Annotated in this window: 17 protein-coding genes; 9 read left to right on the top strand and 8 right to left on the bottom strand. The window is 71.9% G+C overall.

Translation table 11 applies throughout. The features are described from left to right. Window positions 1–171 precede the first annotated feature (171 nt). The 3 genes from KF708C_RS04400 to KF708C_RS04390 form a co-directional block, all read right to left on the bottom strand. Window positions 172–948, bottom strand: coding sequence for an enoyl-CoA hydratase-related protein (locus KF708C_RS04400; RefSeq protein ID WP_059410867.1), 777 nt, complete (start codon window positions 946–948; stop codon window positions 172–174). 605 nt (window positions 949–1,553) lie between these two features. Further along, the gene (locus KF708C_RS04395) at window positions 1,554–2,243 is read right to left on the bottom strand and encodes a GntR family transcriptional regulator (RefSeq protein WP_020200370.1); all 690 of its coding nucleotides are present in this window, start codon (window positions 2,241–2,243) and stop codon (window positions 1,554–1,556) included. A gap of 45 nt (window positions 2,244–2,288) precedes the next feature. After that, window positions 2,289–3,713 carry a C4-dicarboxylate transporter DctA gene (locus tag KF708C_RS04390; RefSeq protein ID WP_020200369.1) on the bottom strand — a complete coding sequence of 475 codons (1,425 nt, stop codon included), beginning with the start codon at window positions 3,711–3,713 and terminating at the stop codon, window positions 2,289–2,291. Window positions 3,714–4,116: 403 nt separating this feature from the next. Here KF708C_RS04390 and KF708C_RS04385 point away from each other — a divergent pair, with 403 nt between their 5' ends. From KF708C_RS04385 to KF708C_RS04375, 3 genes are all read left to right on the top strand, one after another. After that, window positions 4,117–5,379, top strand: a complete 1,263-nt coding sequence (locus KF708C_RS04385; RefSeq protein ID WP_059410866.1) for an allantoate amidohydrolase — start codon at window positions 4,117–4,119, stop codon at window positions 5,377–5,379. Between the two features lie 53 nt (window positions 5,380–5,432). Next, window positions 5,433–6,701: a M20/M25/M40 family metallo-hydrolase gene (locus KF708C_RS04380; protein WP_059410865.1), complete on the top strand. Its 1,269-nt coding sequence runs from the start codon at window positions 5,433–5,435 to the stop codon at window positions 6,699–6,701. A gap of 376 nt (window positions 6,702–7,077) precedes the next feature. After that, entirely contained in the window at window positions 7,078–7,539 is a 462-nt protein-coding gene (locus tag KF708C_RS04375; protein ID WP_020200366.1) for a carboxymuconolactone decarboxylase family protein, read from the top strand. Window positions 7,540–7,668: 129 nt separating this feature from the next. Here the strand turns inward: KF708C_RS04375 and KF708C_RS04370 are convergent, their stop codons facing one another. Next, window positions 7,669–8,298, bottom strand: coding sequence for a GNAT family N-acetyltransferase (locus tag KF708C_RS04370; RefSeq protein ID WP_020200365.1), 630 nt, complete (start codon window positions 8,296–8,298; stop codon window positions 7,669–7,671). A 149-nt stretch (window positions 8,299–8,447) separates the two neighbouring features. On the opposite strand from KF708C_RS04370, the gene KF708C_RS04365 reads away from it, so the two are divergent. Then, entirely contained in the window at window positions 8,448–9,353 is a 906-nt protein-coding gene (locus tag KF708C_RS04365; RefSeq protein ID WP_059410864.1) for a LysR family transcriptional regulator, read from the top strand. Window positions 9,354–9,472: 119 nt separating this feature from the next. Further along, complete coding sequence (gene arsC, locus KF708C_RS04360; protein WP_020200363.1) at window positions 9,473–9,832, top strand: arsenate reductase (glutaredoxin); 360 nt, start codon at window positions 9,473–9,475, stop codon at window positions 9,830–9,832. An 85-nt stretch (window positions 9,833–9,917) separates the two neighbouring features. On the opposite strand, the gene KF708C_RS04355 is transcribed toward arsC, so the two are convergent. The 3 genes from KF708C_RS04355 to KF708C_RS04345 form a co-directional block, all read right to left on the bottom strand. Beyond that, window positions 9,918–10,238, bottom strand: a complete 321-nt coding sequence (locus KF708C_RS04355; protein WP_059410863.1) for a hypothetical protein — start codon at window positions 10,236–10,238, stop codon at window positions 9,918–9,920. Window positions 10,239–10,480: 242 nt separating this feature from the next. Then, window positions 10,481–11,131 carry a hypothetical protein gene (locus KF708C_RS04350; protein WP_059410862.1) on the bottom strand — a complete coding sequence of 217 codons (651 nt, stop codon included), beginning with the start codon at window positions 11,129–11,131 and terminating at the stop codon, window positions 10,481–10,483. A 48-nt stretch (window positions 11,132–11,179) separates the two neighbouring features. Next, a complete protein-coding gene (locus KF708C_RS04345) occupies window positions 11,180–11,830 on the bottom strand; it encodes an MBL fold metallo-hydrolase (protein ID WP_059410861.1) in 651 nt (216 codons plus the stop codon). Window positions 11,831–12,190: 360 nt separating this feature from the next. Between KF708C_RS04345 and KF708C_RS04340 the strand changes: the two genes are divergently transcribed. Next, window positions 12,191–13,009, top strand: coding sequence for a septal ring lytic transglycosylase RlpA family protein (locus tag KF708C_RS04340; RefSeq protein WP_059410860.1), 819 nt, complete (start codon window positions 12,191–12,193; stop codon window positions 13,007–13,009). 112 nt (window positions 13,010–13,121) lie between these two features. On the opposite strand, the gene rsmI is transcribed toward KF708C_RS04340, so the two are convergent. Next, a complete protein-coding gene (rsmI, locus tag KF708C_RS04335; RefSeq protein WP_059410859.1) occupies window positions 13,122–14,042 on the bottom strand; it encodes a 16S rRNA (cytidine(1402)-2'-O)-methyltransferase in 921 nt (306 codons plus the stop codon). A gap of 15 nt (window positions 14,043–14,057) precedes the next feature. Here rsmI and KF708C_RS04330 point away from each other — a divergent pair, with 15 nt between their 5' ends. The 3 genes from KF708C_RS04330 to KF708C_RS04320 all read left to right on the top strand — a co-directional run bounded on the left by KF708C_RS04330 (window position 14,058) and on the right by KF708C_RS04320 (window position 16,065). Next, window positions 14,058–14,441 (top strand): YraN family protein, encoded by a 384-nt coding sequence (locus KF708C_RS04330; RefSeq protein ID WP_029043042.1) that lies wholly within the window; start codon window positions 14,058–14,060, stop codon window positions 14,439–14,441. Between the two features lie 110 nt (window positions 14,442–14,551). Next, entirely contained in the window at window positions 14,552–15,139 is a 588-nt protein-coding gene (locus KF708C_RS04325; RefSeq protein WP_020200356.1) for a phosphoheptose isomerase, read from the top strand. 77 nt (window positions 15,140–15,216) lie between these two features. After that, on the top strand, window positions 15,217–16,065 hold the full coding sequence (locus KF708C_RS04320) for a BON domain-containing protein (protein ID WP_231586382.1): 849 nt from the start codon (window positions 15,217–15,219) through the stop codon (window positions 16,063–16,065). Window positions 16,066–16,279: the final 214 nt, after the last annotated feature.

Raw genomic sequence — 16,279 nt, 5'->3', positions numbered from 1 at the left:
CGTTGTGGGCTTCCGTGTCTGGTGTCTGGTGTGTGGTCTGTGCGTACCGTCGCGCGCGGGCAAGCGTCGGCACTTGCCCTCTCCGCCGCCTGCTTGCTCCCCTTTCCCGCTCGCGGGAGGGGGGGCAAACCACCGGCGCATCATCGTCCACGCGGGTGTCCGCGCGGCGGCTCAACGCCCCTTGAACTGCGGCTTGCGCTTTTCCAGGAACGCCGCCACGCCCTCCTTGAAGTCCTGGCTGCCCGAGGCGCGCGTCTGCAGCGAGGCTTCGCGCTCGAGCTGGTCGGGCAGGTTGCTGTCGAAGCTGGCGTTGAGCGCTTCCTTGATGAGGCCGTAGGCGAACGTGGGCATCTGCGCGAGGTGTGCGGCGAGCCTGGCGGTTTCGGCGGCCAGCGCGTCGTCCGCGTGGACCTTCCACACCAGGCCGATGCGGTGCGCTTCCTCGGCGTCGATCTTCTCGGCCAGGATGGCCAGCGCGCGGGCGCGCATCTCGCCGGCGTAGCGCGGCAGGAAGTAGGTGCTGCCGGCGTCGGGCACCAGGCCGATCTTGGAGAACGCCTGCAGGAACGAGGCCGAGCGGCCGGCCAGCACCACGTCGCCGGCCAGCGCCAGGCTCATGCCGGCGCCGGCGGCCACGCCGTTGACCGAGGTGACGACGGGCTTGGGCATGCTGCGCAGCGCCAGGATGATCGGGTGGTAGCGCTCGCGCAGCAGCGTGCCGGAATCCTTCATCTCGCCCTGGCGCCCGGCCAGGTCGGCGCCGGCGCAGAAGCCGCGGCCGTTGCCGGTGAGCACCAGCGCGCGCACGGCGTCGTCCTGCGCGGCGCGCTCCACCGCGGCGCGCAGCTCGGCCAACAGTTCGGCGTTGAGCGCGTTGAGCACGTCGGGGCGGTTCAGGGTGATGGTGGCGACGCCTTCGGCGGCGTGGTAGAGCACGGGAGAGGTCATGCTGGCATCCTTGTCGGTTGGAACGAAGAGAAACGGGTCGGGCCGGCCTGCCGGGCGCGGCGGACGGATGCCGCGCGCCGGCCGGGGCGGCGCCGGGCTTGCGGCCGCCGTCGCGGGTCGGACTGGTGGAAATCGGGTGAGGCCCGGCGCCGGATGGGCGGGCCGCCGCTTCAGCCGCGGCGGTGCGCGGCGGGCGAGGCTGAACGGGTCATGTCTGTCTCCTGTCTTCTGCTTTTTTCTGTGGTGCCGGGCGGGGCCGGCCGGCGCCTGGTCCGGGCCTCCGACATGCTACTCCGATGCCGCGATTCGATCACGCGCATCTCAGGCAACAGGGGTGCGCATGGCGCGCAACAAGCGGGCAGGGGTAAACCTGGGGAAAGAATGGAGAGCAGGGCAGGGAGCGGGACAGGGAGCGGAGCGGGACGCGCCGCGCAAAACCGGCCGCGTAAACGAAAAAGCCCGCACCCAGGCCGGCGTGCGGGCGGGGGTCCACAGGGGGACCGCCCAGTGTCATGAAGCGCGCCCCCGCAGCTTCATGACGGTTTGAATATTGGGGCAGTCCGGCCCCGCGCGCATTGACCTCGGTCAAAAGGCCGGCGCGCCGCTCAGGCCAGCAGCGCCGTGACCAGGTCCTTGCCGCGCGCGGCGGGCAGCTCCTCGAAATGCAGGGCCGCCTCGACGTGGTTCAGATGCGCCACCATCAGCGTCACCGCGCGCTCGGCGTCGCCGGCGCGCGCGGCCTCGATGAACTCGCGGTGCTCGTCGGACGAGCAGGCGGCATCGCGGCGCGACTGGTAGAGCATGGTGATCACGGCGCTGCGCATCGACAGCTCCTGCAGCATGCCGGTCAGCACGCCGTTGCCGACCACCTCGGCCAGCAGGATGTGGAAGTCGCCCAGCAGGCGCGTGCGCAGCTGCGCGTCGCTGCCGGCCAGCGCCTTTTTCTCGGCGGCCAGATGGCGGTCGATGCGCTTGTAGTCGGCCGCGCCCGCGCGCGCCACGAATTCGCGCGCCAGCGCCGCCTCCAGGATGCGGCGCACCGCGAAGACCTCGCGCGCTTCCTCCGCGCTGGGCTTGGCCACGAAGGCGCCCTTGTCCGGCACGATCTGGATGACCTTGTCCTTGGACAGCATCAGCAGCGCGGCGCGCACCTTGGTGCGGCTGACGCGGTAGACGCTGGCCAGCGCCTCCTCGCGCAGCTTGGTGCCGGGCGGCAGCCGGTGCGAAACGATGGCCGCGACGATGTCGTCGGCGATCGCTTCGGAGGTCATGGCAGGGTCGATGTGCTCGGGCATGGTGGCGCGCCGGGGCGGCCTCTCGTGATCAGGAATGCCGAGATTCTAGCGCCCCGCGGCCGCGCCGGGCAGCGGGGCCGTCCCGGGAGTGGCCTGGTCTGCTTCGTGCGGGGCCGGAGCGAGGCCGGCGTCGAGCTCGGCCGCGTCGATGCGGCCGTCGAGCACGTCGTGCGCGCGCACGCGGTCGATGTCCTTCTCCCAGGCGGCCACCACCACGGTCGCCACGCAGTTGCCGATCAGGTTGCCGACCGCGCGCGCGATGCCGATGAACCAGTCCACCGACAGCACCAGCACCAGGCCGATGGCGGGAATCGCCGGATGCGCCGACAGCGTGGCCGCCAGGATCACGATGGCCGAGCCGGGAATGCCATGCGCGCCCTTGGACGTGACCAGCGCCACCGCCAGGATGCCGAGCAGGTCGCCCAGCGCCAGCGGCGTGTTGGTGGCCTGGGCGATGAACACCGCGGCCAGCGTCAGGTAGATCGAGAACGCGTCGAGGTTGAACGAGTAGCCGGTCGGGATCACCAGCCCCACCACCGACTTCTTGATGCCCAGGAATTCGAGCTTCTTCATCACCTGCGGCAGCACGCTGTCGGACGACGCGGTGCCCAGCACCACCACCAGCTCGGCGCGCAGGTAGCGGATCAGCTTGAGCACCGAGAAGCCGCACAGGCGCATCACCGTGCCCAGCACCACCAGCACGAACAGCGCCACCGCGCCGTAGAACACCACCACCAGGTAGCCGAGCTGCTTGAGCGAGCCGATGCCGTACTTGCCCACCGTGAACGCCACCGCGCCGAGCACGCCCAGCGGCGCGAGCTTGATGATGAAGCCCATCATCTTGAACAGCGTGTGCGAGAACGTGTCGATGATGCCCACCAGCGGGCGGCCGCGCTCGCCCACCAGCGACAGCGCGCAGCCGAACAGGATCGACACCAGCAGCACCTGCAGCACGTCGCCGCTGGCGAACGCGCCCATCACCGTGTTGGGGATCAGCTTGAGCAGGAAGTCCGCCGTGCCCGCGCTCTTGATCTTGCCGGCGCTGTCGACGTAGGCCGCCATCGCCGAGGCGTCGAGCGAGGCCGGGTTGACGTTCATGCCGGTGCCGGGATGGAACAGGTAGGCCAGCGCGATGCCCAGCGCCAGCGCGATGGTGGTGACCACCTCGAAATAGAACACCGCCTTGATGCCGACGCGGCCCACTTTCTTCAGTTCGCCCGCGCCGCAGATGCCGGCCACCACCACGCAGAACACGATCGGGCCGATCAGCATCTTGATCAGCTTGATGAAGGCGTCGCCGAGCGGCTTGAGCTGCGCGGCGAACTCGGGGAAGAACAGGCCGAGCAGCGTGCCCAGCAGCAGGGCGATCAGGACCTGGCCGAACAGCGAGCGCGCGAAGCGCGCGAGCGGGGATTGCGGAGCGGACTGCGGGCGGCCGGAAGCCTGCCCTGGCTGGACTGCTGGGTGCATCGTTGTCTCCATGCGGCGCGTCCATGCGAAGGCTGGCGCGACCTGTCGAAAGCAGCAGGAATGCCGGCGCGCGACGCCGGCCTGGCGTGCCGTGCGCCGCGCCGGGTGCGGGCGGCGGCGTGCGCGGGAGGCCCTCCTGTTGGAGCGGAACCCGCGCAATGCGTTGTCCGGACGGGATTGTCGGCGGCGCATTGTCGGAACGTGCCAGTCAATATAGTGCATATCATTTTTGTATGCAATTTTTGAATTCACTGTGCTACCATGCATCGCACAGAATAGCGCTCTCGCCGCGAGAGCCGCGGCGCCGTCGGGACCGGCCCGGCCAGCCCCCCGGCGGCGCTGGCGCGGGGCTTGCATGTGGCGGCGCCACACCGCATTCGCGCACTTCCAGCAGGAGACACGCATGGCAGCAACCCTCACGCCCGCCCCCGGCAGCGCCGAGACCGGCGCGCGCATCATGGCCTGGGCCGACGACCTCGCCGTCCACACCGAGCAGCCCGGTCTGCTCACCCGCACCTACCTGACCGGCGCCCACCACGGCGCCGCGGCGCAACTGGCCGCGTGGATGCGCGAGGCCGGCATGACGGTGCGGCGCGACGCCGCCGGCAACGTGATCGGCCGCTACGAGGGCGCCACGCCCGGCGCGCCGGCGCTGCTCACCGGCTCGCACTTCGACACCGTGCGCGACGCCGGCCGCTACGACGGCAACCTCGGCGTGATCCTGCCGATCGCCTGCGTGGCCGGGTGGCACCGGCAGGGCAGGCGCTTCCCGTTCGCCATCGAGGTGGTGGGCTTCGCCGAGGAAGAGGGCGTGCGCTTCAAGGCCACGCTGCTGGGCAGCCGCGCCATCGCCGGCACCTTCGACACCAACGTGCTCGACAACGTGGACGAGGCCGGCAAGACCATGCGCGAGGCGATGCGCGAGGCCGGCTTCGACCCGGCCGGCCTGCCCGCCGCCGCGCATCCGCGCGCGCAGGTGCTGGCCTTCGTGGAAGTGCATATCGAGCAGGGTCCGGTGCTGCTCAACGAAGGGCTGCCGCTGGGCGTGGTGACGGCGATCTCGGGCGCCACCCGTTTCATCGTCGAGCTGGAAGGCCTCGCCGGCCACGCCGGCACGGTACCGATGGACATGCGCCGCGACGCGGCGATGGCCGGCGCCGAGATCGGCCTGTTCATCGAGCGCCGCTGCGGCGGCCTGCCCGGGCTGGTCGGCACGGTGGGCCAGTTCGACGTGCCCAACGGCGCCACCAACGTGGTGCCGGGCCGCGCGGTGTTCTCGATCGACATCCGTGCCGGCGAGGACGCGGTGCGACGGGCCGCGGTGGACGACGTGCTGGCCGAGATCGAGCGCGTGTGCGCGCGCCGCAACGTGCGCGCGCAGATCCGCAAGACGCACGAGGCCGCGAGCGTGCCGTGCGCGCCGTGGCTGCAGGCGCAGTGGGCCGACGCCATCGCGCGCCAGGGCCTGCCGGTGCGCCACCTGCCGTCCGGCGCCGGCCACGACGCGATGGCGATCTCCGCCATCGCCGACGTGGCGATGCTGTTCGTGCGCTGCGGCAACGGCGGCATCAGCCACCATCCCACCGAAACCATGACCGCCGCCGACGCGGCCAGCGCGGCGGCGGTGTTCAGCGATTTCGTCGAGCACTTCGCGCCGCAGCGATAAGGCACGCCGCATTCCCCCGCATTTCCCAGACACGCAAAGATCAGAGACCAGACATGACCGCACGAGACAACGTGAACCCGCTGCAGACCACCCTGACCAGCTACATCGACGCGCAGCGCCCCGCGCAGGAAGCCTTCCTGGCCGAACTGGTCAAGGTGCCGTCCGACAACCCGCCCGGCGACTGCGACGCGCACAGCCGGCGCGCCGCGGCGCTGCTCAAGGGACTGGGCTTCCAGGTCGAGGCGCACAAGGTGCCCGACGCGCTGGTCAAGGCCGCCGGCATGATCAGCGCCACCAACCTGGTGGTGCGCAAGAGCTTCGGCAGCGGCGGCCCCACCGTCGCCCTGAACGCGCACGGCGACGTGGTGCCGCCGGGCCTGGGCTGGACCCGGGACCCCTACGGCGCCGAGACCGGCGACAGCGAGCACGGCCCGGTCATGTACGGCCGCGGCGTGGCGGTGTCCAAGTCCGACTTCGCCACCTACACCTACGCCCTGCTGGCGCTGATGGCGGCCGAGCAGCAGGGCGCGCAGCTCAACGGCACGGTCGAGCTGCAGTTCACCTACGACGAGGAAACCGGCGGCGACATCGGCCCGAAGTTCCTGCTCGACCAGGGCCTGAGCAAGCCCGACTACGCCATCTCGGCGGGCTTCTCCTACGGCATCACCTCGGCCCACAACGGCTGCCTGCACGTGGAAGTCACGGTCAAGGGCAAGCAGGGCCACGCCGCCATGCCGCACACCGGCGTGGACGCGATCGAGGCCGCCACCCACATCCTGCAGGCCATCTACGGCCTGCGCGCCGAGCTGGCCACGCGCAAGTCGAAGACGCCGGGCATCGACACCGCCACGCTCAACGTCGGCCTGATCAAGGGCGGCATCAACACCAACGTGGTGCCGGACCTGGTGACGTTCCGCGTCGACCGCCGCATGATCCCCGAGGAAATCGGCTTCGACGCCGAGGGCGAGATCCGCGCCGTGGTGGAGAAGGCCGCGGCCGAGCGCCCGGGCATCGAGGTCAAGGTCGAGCGCATCATCCTGGCCGAGCCGCTGTCGGAACTGCCCGGCGTGGAAAAGCTGATCGGCGCGCTCAAGTGCCGCGCCGAGGAAGTGTTCGGCGTGGAGATCCCCGTGCACGGCGTGCCGCTCTACACCGACGCGCGCCACTACACCGCGCGCGGCATCCCGACCGTGCTGTACGGCGCCGGCCCGCGCACGCTGATGGAAGCGCGCGGCCACAACTCGGACGAGAACCTGCGCCTGAACGACCTGAACCGCGCCACCAAGGTGGTGGCGCTGGCGCTGTCGGACCTGCTGGGCTGAAATCGTTTCAGGCGCGCAGCGGGTGGCGCCACGGCGCGCCGCCCGCTGCCGGCGAAGTGGTCCGCAAGGTTGCCCACGTTCCGGGCCGGCGCGCCGGGGCCCGCATGGCGCCGGCCCGGGACCCGGGCATTCCCGCCGGGTTTCCTTTCCCTGCTGCATGACGCGGATCATTCCCCGGACGAATGATCGGCATCAATAAAATTGCAGCATCAAATTCTCCAGCATATAGTTCCAGCCCGGAGCGATGTCTCCGCGGCGTCTGCCGCTTGCTCTTTATATCAGTGCTCTTATATTATGTTCGAACCCTGATATAGCCGACCGCCATCCCGGCCACCGGACCGCAAAGGAGCAAGCCAGCATGTCGAACCATTCCCGCATGGAGTTCACCGATTTCACCGGCATCGCGCCCGGCGTGGCCGCCGCGCTGCGCGCGCTGACCAAGGCCGTCGACGACGCCGGACTGGAAAAGCCGCTGACCGAACTGCTCAAGCTGCGCGCCTCGCAGATCAACGGCTGCGCGTTCTGCCTGCAGTTCCACCTCAACCTCGCGCGCGCCGCCGGCGTGGACGCGCGCAAGCTGGACCTGCTCGCCGCCTGGCGCGACGCCGGCATCTACACCGAGCGCGAGCAGGCGGCGCTGGCGTGGACCGAGGCGCTGACGCTGCTGGGCCACGACAGCGCCTCCGACGCCGTCTACGCAGCGGTGAGTACGCAGTTCCCGCCCGCCGAGCTGGCCCATCTCACCGCGGCCATCGCCAACATCAACGCATGGAACCGCATCGCCGTGAGCCTGCGCTTCTCGCCGCCGGCGCCGGCGCAGCCGCGCGCGGCCGCCTGAGGACGGCGGCCGGCGCGGGTCGCGTGCATGCTGGCCGTCGGGCTCGGCTGCGCGCTCGGGCACTGGTTTCCGGGCAAGCCAAGCGTGGTTCAGGCGCTGCGCGGCCGCTGAGCGGCGTTCACGCCGCCATCACGCCGCCGGCGCGCCGGGCAGGCGCTCGTCGCCGTCGCCGAGCGCGCGCTGCATCAGCACGGTGTCGATCCACTGGCCGTGCTTGAAGCCGACCGACTGCAGCCGGCCGATGGTGCGAAAGCCCACGCGTTCGTGCAGCGCCAGCGAGCCGGCGCCCTCGCCACTGGCGGTGCACGCCACCACCGCGATCATCTGCCGCCACGGGCCGTTCTCGCAGCGCGACACCAGCGCCGCCAGCAGCGCCAGGCCGAGGCCCTGGCCGCGGTGGCGGTCGTCGATATAGACCGAATCCTCGATGGCGAAGCGGTAGGCGCTGCGCGTGCGGTAGGCCGAGGCATAGGCGTAGCCGAGCACCTCGCCGCCGCGCTCGGCCACCAGGTAGGGCAGGCCCTGGCGCCTGACCTCCGCGTGGCGCAGGCGCATGTCGTCCACGCCGGGTTCCACCTCCTCGAACGAGGCGCGGCCGTGGCGCACGTGGTGCGCGTAGATGGCCTGGATGGCGGGGATGTCGGCGGCGCCGGCGTCGCGCACGGCGAGGCCGGCGCTGCCCTGCACGGCGGCGGTGGCGTTGGCCACGGCCAGCGGGGTGGCGGAGGCGGCGGAGAGCGTGGCGAGCGGGGTCTTCATGGTGCGGGCTGGTCTGCGGGGCGGAGTCGGAACCCGGCGGGGCCGGGCGGCGTTGAGGTTGTCATATCGACGATGGCGCTACCTTACCTCGCCGCGATGCTATAAAGGAAGCTTCGCCAACTTATGCCCGGCATAAGCATTTCTTTGCCATGCGCCAGCTCAATCCTGACTTCCTGCAAGCCTTCGCGCTGGTCTGCGAACTCGGCAGCTTCTCGGCGGCGGCGCAGCGCCTCGGCCTGAGCCAGCCGGCGGTCAGCCTCCAGGTGCGCCAGCTCGAGCAGCGCTACGGCCTGCGCCTGCTGGAGCGCGTGGGCCGCCATGCCGTACCTACCGCTGCGGGAGAAGACCTGCTGGCCCACGCGCGCGGCGTGGCCGGCGCGCTGGCCGCGGCCGACGACAGCATGGCGCGCCACGCCGGCGGCGCGGTCGGGCGGGTGCGGCTCGGCACCGGCGCCACCGCCTGCATCTACCTGCTGCCGGCGGCGCTGCGCGAACTGCGCCGCGCCATGCCGGCGCTGGAGATCGTGGTCAGCACGCTCAACACCGGCGAAGCGCTCAAGGCGGTGGAAGACAACGCGCTCGACCTCGCCTTCGTCACGCTGCCGGCGGCGGGCCGCATGCTGGACATCACGCCGGTGCTGCCGGACGCCTTCGTCGCCATCGGCCCGGCCGACGGTGCGCCGCTGCCGGCCACGGTGGCGCCGGCCGACCTCGCCGGCCTGCCGCTGGTGCTGTTCTCGCCCGGCGGCAACACGCGCCGGCTGGTGGACGAGTGGTTCCTGCGCGCCGGCGTCGGCGCGCGCCCGGTGATGGAGCTCGACAGCGTGGAAGCCATCAAGGAGCTGGTCGGCGCCGGGCTCGGCTATTCGGTGCTGCCGGGCATGGCCCTGCCGCCGGGCCAGCCGCGCGCGCGCATCGCGGTGCGGCCGCTGGCGCCGCCGCTGGCGCGAACGCTGGCGCTGGTGCTGCGCCACGACAAGCCGCTGCGCGCCGGCCTGCGCGCCACCGTGGCAGCCCTGCGCGCGCTCGCGCCGGCGCCGGACGGCGCGGCCTGACGCCGCCTGAAGCCGCCTGCGGCGGCCAGAAGTGGCCAGAAGCGGCTGCGCCGGCGCCGGCGCGCTTGTATAGTGCGGATTTGCGCGCCCGCGGGCGCGTCCGGACGAGGAGGACCGCCATGATCACCATCTATCACAATCCCCGCTGCTCGAAGTCGCGCGAAGCGCTGGCGCTGGTGGAGACCGCCGCGGCGCGGCTGGGCGAGCCGGTCGACATCGTGGAATACCTGAAGACGCCGCCCACGCTGTCCACCCTCAAGCAGCTTCACACCATGCTGGGCGTGCCGGTGCGCGAGATGGTGCGCGCCAACGAGGCGCCCTACAAGGAGCTGGGCCTCGACGATCCCGGCCTGACCGATGCCGAGGTGCTGGGCGCGGTGGCCGACAATCCGATCCTGCTGCAGCGTCCGGTGGTGGTGCGCAACCGCCGCGCCGTGATCGCGCGCCCGCCCGAGAACGTGGCGCCGCTGCTGGCCTGAGCCTGGCGCGGCCCCAAACAAAACCGGCCCCCGCGTGGCGGGGGCCGGCCCGGTCAGACAGACGCGGCTGCTTCAGGCGGGTCGTCTATTGAACACCCAGCCAGTGCATGGCCTCCTGACCGAAAGCGATTGCCGCCAGCACCACCAGCAGGATCACCAGCGTCACGGCGCTGACGTAGAGCGTGGCCTTGGCGACCTCGGCGTCTTCCTGCAGGGAATGCCAGTGGGCGTCGCCGCGCGTGTCGCGCGGCGCGGATGTCTCGCGGGTTGCCTCGCGGGCTCCGCTCGTTTCCCGCGGAGGATGCGGCGCGCGCGGCGAGTGCGATGAATGCGGCCAGTGCGGCCAGTGCGGCCAGTGCAGCCGGCCGGCCATCTGCCTGAGGTGCAGGTCGGGATGGAAACGCATGGGCGACACCTCCTGGGCATGGCGCGCGCCGGCCGGGCATGCCGGAAGCCGGAGAGGGCGTGCACGATGGCGTGCATGACGGCATGCGTATATGGCTTGGCGGCGCGGCAGCCCTGAACTCGCGGGTTCGGGCCATATACGACTTAACTATAGGCCGCGCGGCGCAAGATGCGAGCTTCGCGTGACATGGCCCGCGGCGGCGATGTGGCGATGTGGCGATGTGGCGCGCGCCGGCGGGCGCTTCAGGCCGCCGTGTCGCCCGGGGCCGCTTCCGCGGGTGTCGATGCCGCCGCCGCTGTTGCCGCCGTCGCCTCGCGCGCGCGCAACTCGGCCAGCATGTTGCAGAACAGCGCGCCCTGCTCCAGCGCGTCGTCCAGCGCCACGTGGGTATGCGGCAGCGGGTCCTTCCAGGCGTCCGGCAGCGCCGGCTTGACCGTCTTGCGGTAGGGCAGGCCGGTCATGGCGAAGCCCAGCGTCTTGATGTCGAGCGCGGCCCAGCCGAACGGCGAGCGGCCGGCGAAGCGCATCATGTACCAGAACATCCAGGTGAAATCGAAGCCGGCCGGGAAAGCCACGAAGACCGGCTTGCCGGGCAGGCTTTCCACCCACTCCACGTAGCGCGTCATGGCCTGCGCCGGCGGCTCCAGGTCGCGGCGGGAGGCCGCCCAGGCCTCGGGCTGGGTCAGCCACCACTGCATCTGCGCCGGGTGGCCGGCCGCGCCCGGCAGCGTCTCCAGGTTGGCCGAGAACGTGCCGAGCACGGTCTTGTCGGCCAGCATCGCCGCCGAGGCGAACGACAGCATGGAGTGCGGCCCGGGGATCGGGCCGTCGGCCTCCACGTCGGTGCTCACGTAGATCTCGGGGCGGGTGTCGGGTGCCTGTTTCTTTGCCATGACTGGGAGAACGGGGGGCGGGGCGCGGGGAGCGGGGCGTGGCGGCGCTCAGCCCACGTCGATCAGGTGGTCGGCCACGTAGGGATTGTTCCTGCGCTCGTCGCCGAAGGTCGAGACCGGGCCGTGGCCCGGCACGAAGGTGACGTCCTCGCCCAGCGGCCACAGGTGCGTGCGGATCGAGCGGATCAGGTCGGCATGGTTGCCGCGCGGGAAGTCGGTGCGGCCGATCGAGCCGGCGAACAGCACGTCGCCGACGATGGCCAGCCGGTGCGCGCGCGAGAAGAACACCACGTGGCCCGGCGTGTGGCCCGGGCAGTGGTAGACCTCCAGCGTCTCGCTGCCGAACTGCACGGTGTCGCCGGTATCGAGCCAGCGCTGCGGCTCGAACGCCTCGGCATGGCCGAAGCCGAAGCGGGTGGTCTGCTCCGGCAACTGGTCGATCCAGAAGCGCTCGTCCTCGTGCGGCCCCTCGATCGGGATGCCCAGCTCGCGCGCCAGCGCCGCCGCGCCCGCGCAGTGGTCGAGGTGGCCGTGGGTGAGGAAGATCTTCTCCAGCGTCACGCCGCGCTCCTTGACCGCCGCGTGGATGCGCTCGAGGTCGCCGCCGGGATCCGTCACCGCGGCCCGGCCGGTGGTCTCGTCGATCAGCAGCGCGCAGTTCTGCTGGAAGGGCGTCACGGGAATCAGGAGGACTTGCATGGGCGGGCGGGGAGGGACGTGGAATGTGGGTTCTGCGGGCGCGTGCCCCGGTGGCCGGCATTCATTCGTTGCCGGCTTCGTTGCCAACTTCCGTTGCCGGCCTTCGCCGCCGGCACGCGCGGTGCCGTGCATTGTAGCGTCTGGCGCGTGGCCGGATGCGCGGCGCGCCGGCGCCGGGCACGCGCGAAGCCGTGCCCGCGTCACACCGCAAAGCCTTGCCAGGCCTGGGCTGGCGCCGGCGCCACGCGGCCACGGGTACGCGCCGGTAGCCGGCGTTTTCGCCGTTTTTCAGCTTTGTTACAGACAATTCGTAACAAAATCAAGACCATACGCCCAACTGCCTGATGCTAGACTCGCGCGATGTTTCGGTTCCCCCCCTACCTTTCCCGCCCCGGGCGGATCGCCCGTCTGTGCGTGCACGCCACATGCGCGCTGGCGCTTGCCGCCTGCGCCCTGCCTCCGGCGGGCGACGAGCAGGAGAGCGCGCCGGTCGCCACCACCCCCAAACCGGCCAAACCGGCCAAACCGGCCAAGGCCGTCAAGCCCGCCGGCGCGAAGCCGGGCGCGCAGGAGCCGGTCCAGAAGGAGGCCGGCAAGGATGGCGCGAAGGACGCCGGCAAGGACGCCACAAACGGCTGGGGCCTGTTCCGCTGGGGCAACAACGAAGGCCTGGCCGATACCGGCCCGGGCTCGTTCGAAGGCCTGCGTCCCGACCTCGGCTCGTTCGAGCAGCGCGGCATGGCCTCCTGGTACGGCAAGGGTTTTCACGGCCGCCGCACCGCCAACGGCGAGCGCTTCGACATGCGCGCCATGACCGCCGCCCATCCGTCGCTGCCGCTCGATAGCTGGGTGCTGGTGCGCAACCTGCGCAACGGCAAGGTGGCGGTGGTGCGCATCAACGACCGCGGCCCGTACCACAGCAACCGCGTGCTCGATGTGTCATACGGCGCGGCCCGGCGCCTCGGCTTCACCAGCCACGGCTCGACCCAGGTCGAGATCCGCCGCCTGTCGCGCAGCGAGGTCGCCGCGCTGGGCCCGCAGACCACCGGGCCGGACGACGACAGCGGCGATGGCGGCGACGCCGGTGGCGGCGACCTTGCCGACGCGCTCGTCGCCGATCCGCCGCCGCGCGCGGCCCGCAAGGCGCGCAAGCCGGCCGTGCGGCGCAAGCAGCGCTGACGGCGCCGGCGGCGTGATGTGGACCCGGCACGCCCGCGCTGTCAGCCTCGCCGCCCGCGCGGTGGCCGGTATCCCGATTCCTGCTCCGGCCGGCGCCCGCGGCGGTCCGCCGCTAGTCTTCCCTGTCCTCGCCGTCGTCCCCGGCGCGCTGCGCCAGCGCCAGCCGGTACAGCGCGTCGGTCGGCGCGCCGGTGATGGCGGCGGCCAGCTTGGCCGCGCGCTTGGCCGGCAGCTCGGCCAGCAGCAGCGCCAGCACCTGCTGCGCGCGCGCGTCGGGCAGGCCGGCGTCCGGCGCGGCCGGTGCCGCGCCTTCCACCACCAGCACGAACTCGCCCTTGGCGCGCGACGGGTCGGCGGCCAGCCAGGCCGGCGCGTCGCCCACCGGCATCACCGGGATTTCCTCGAACAGCTTGGTCAGCTCGCGGCCGACCAGCAGGCGCCGTCCGGCCGGCAGCGCGGCGGCCAGCGCGGCCAGCGTGTCGGCGATGCGGTGCGGCGCCTCGTAGACCACCCAGGCGTGGTCGAGCGTGGCCAGCGCGGCGATGGCCTCGGCGCGCGCGCGCGCCTTGGGCGGCAGGAAGCCGGCGAAGGTGAAGCGCCCGCCGCCGCTGTCCAGCAGCTCGCCGGCCACCGACAGCGCCGCCACCGCCGCGCTCGGGCCCGGCAGCGGCACCACCTTGTGGCCGGCCGCGCGCGCCGCCTCGACCAGCCGCGCGCCGGGGTCGGAGATGCCGGGCGTGCCGGCGTCCGAGACGTAGGCGATGCGCTCGCCGGCGGCCAGGCGCGCGTTGATGCGCTGCGCCGCCTCGCGCTCGTTGTGCTCGTGCACGGCCAGCAGCGGCCGGTGCAGGCCCACGCGCGTGAGCAGCTGGCCGGTGTTGCGGGTGTCCTCGCAGGCGATGGCGTCGGCCAGGCCGAGCACGTGCAGGGCCCGCAGCGAGAGATCGGCCAGGTTGCCGATCGGCGTGGCCACCACGTACAGGGTGCCGGACGGGTAGGACTGGCCGGCCGCCAGGGAGATCCAGTCAGTCATGCTTGAGAACTTCCGTTGAATCCATCATTCAAATCCACCACGCAGGCGCGGGGAGCCCGGGCCGAGGCGCGCGCGCTGGCTTACCTGCAAGGGCGGGGCCTGGCGCTCGTGGTTCGCAATTATCGCTGCAAAGGCGGCGAGATCGACCTGGTCATGCGCGAGGCCGATGGCACGCTGGTGTTCGTCGAAGTGCGCGAGCGCGCCAGCCGCGCGTTCGGCGGCGCCGCGGCCAGCGTCACGCCGGCCAAGCAGCGCCGCATCCTGCTGGCGGCGGCGCACTTCCTCGCCGCGCGGCAGGCCGGCGGCGCGCCGGCGGAGGCCTGCCGGCTCGACGTGGTGGCGCTGGAGCCGGGCCGGCTCGAATGGATCCGCGGCGCGTTCGACGCGGACGGCGGCTAGCGCGCCGGCGGGTGCGGGCGGGCACGGGCGCCTGCGTCATAATGCGCGGTATCGCGCGGCGCGCGCCGCGCGGCAACACAGGCAGGGATTCAGACAAGGCCGATCGAGCCATGCATATCGACAGCATCCAGCAACATTTCTTCGACAGCGCCGACACCAAGCGCGAGGCCGCGCAGGTGATGGCGCCCCACATCGCCGCGGCGATCGAGCGCATGGTGGTCGCGCTCACCAGCGGCAACAAGATCCTCGCCTGCGGCAACGGCGGCTCGGCGGCCGACGCCCAGCACTTCGCCGCCGAGCTGATCGGCCGCTTCGAGCGCGAGCGGCCCGGCCTGGCCGCGATCGCGCTGACCACCGACAGCTCCATCCTGAGCGCGGTCGGCAACGATTACGATTTCAGCGTGGTGTTCTCCCGCCAGGTGCAGGCGCTCGGCCAGCCCGGCGACGTGCTGCTGGCGATCTCCACCTCCGGCAACTCCGCCAACGTGGTGGCCGCGGTGGCCGCCGCCAAGCAGCGCGACATGTGCGTGGTGGCGCTGACCGGCAAGGGCGGCGGCGAGGTCGCCGGCCTGCTCGACGAATTCGACGTCAGCCTGTGCGTGCCCAGCGAGCGCACCGCGCGCATCCAGGAAGTCCACCTGCTGACCCTGCATTGCCTGTGCGACGGCATCGACGAGGCGCTGCTGGGCGAAGGCTGAGCCCGCCCGGCGCCGCCGCTTTTCCGCAACCGTGCTTCATGGCGCATTTCCGCCCCACCGCTTCCAGCAAGGACCGCATGACGACTCTGCCCAACCCGCGTGAATCCCGCACCGTCCGTCCCGCCGGACGCTTTTCCGGACGCCTCGGAGGTCTCTTCCGCCTGGCCCGCACCGCCACCACGGTGGCGGCGCTGACCGTGGCCGCCACCCAGCTTGCCGGCTGCTTCCCGGTGCTCGCCGGCGCGATGGCCGGCGGCGTGACCCTGGCCACCGACCGCCGGCCCACCGGCACCCAGGCCATCGACCGCGGCCTGCAGCTCGAGGCCGAGAACACCCTGAACTCGCGCTACAACGGCCAGGCGCGCGTCAGCGTCACGGTCTACAACCGCAAGGTGCTGCTGACCGGCGAGGCCAGGAACAACGAGGTCAGGCAGCAGGTGGAGCAATACGTGCGCGGCCTGCCCAATGCGCGCGAGGTGATCGACGAGCTGGAGATCGTGTCGTCGCCGTCGTTCGCCACGCAGAGCCAGGACACCTACATCACCAGCAAGGTCAAGACCCTGCTGATCACCACCGAGGGCATTCCGTCCAACTCGATCAAGGTCGTCACCGAGAAGGGCGTGGTCTACCTGATGGGCGTGGTCACGCTGGCCGAGGGCGACCGCGCCACCGACGTGGCGCGCAATGCCGGCGGCGTGGTCAAGGTGGTCAAGACCTTCGACTACATCAGCGAGGCCGAGCGCGCGCGGCTGGACGCCGCCGCGAGCTCGCAGAACCCGCCCCCGGGCGAAAGCGGCAGCAACGTGCCGGCACAGCCGGCGCCGCTGTCGCCGCCCGACACCCCCGCGCCGGGCGCCACGGCCAGCCCCGTCACCGCGCCGGTCTCGTCGCCGGTGGCCTTGCCGCCGGGCCGCAACCTGCCCTGACGCAGCGGCGCGTACCCATTGCAGCGCCGGCCCCGGCATCCTCCGTGCCGCGCAGCCGGCGCAGATCGATCTGCGTATTGCGCATCACATCCGCGCGCGCGATGTGATAGGGTTTGGCACGCCTCGCGGCGCCCCCCGGAGCCCACCCATGACCACCACCGCACGAGCCATCTTCGCAGCGCTGGCGCTGCTCATCGCGGCGGGCGCCGCGCGC

The organism is Cupriavidus basilensis (assembly GCF_000876015.1).
Classification (GTDB): domain Bacteria; phylum Pseudomonadota; class Gammaproteobacteria; order Burkholderiales; family Burkholderiaceae; genus Cupriavidus; species Cupriavidus basilensis_B.
Note: the sequence above shows the minus strand (reverse complement) of the source record. Positions and strands in the feature narration are given on the sequence as shown.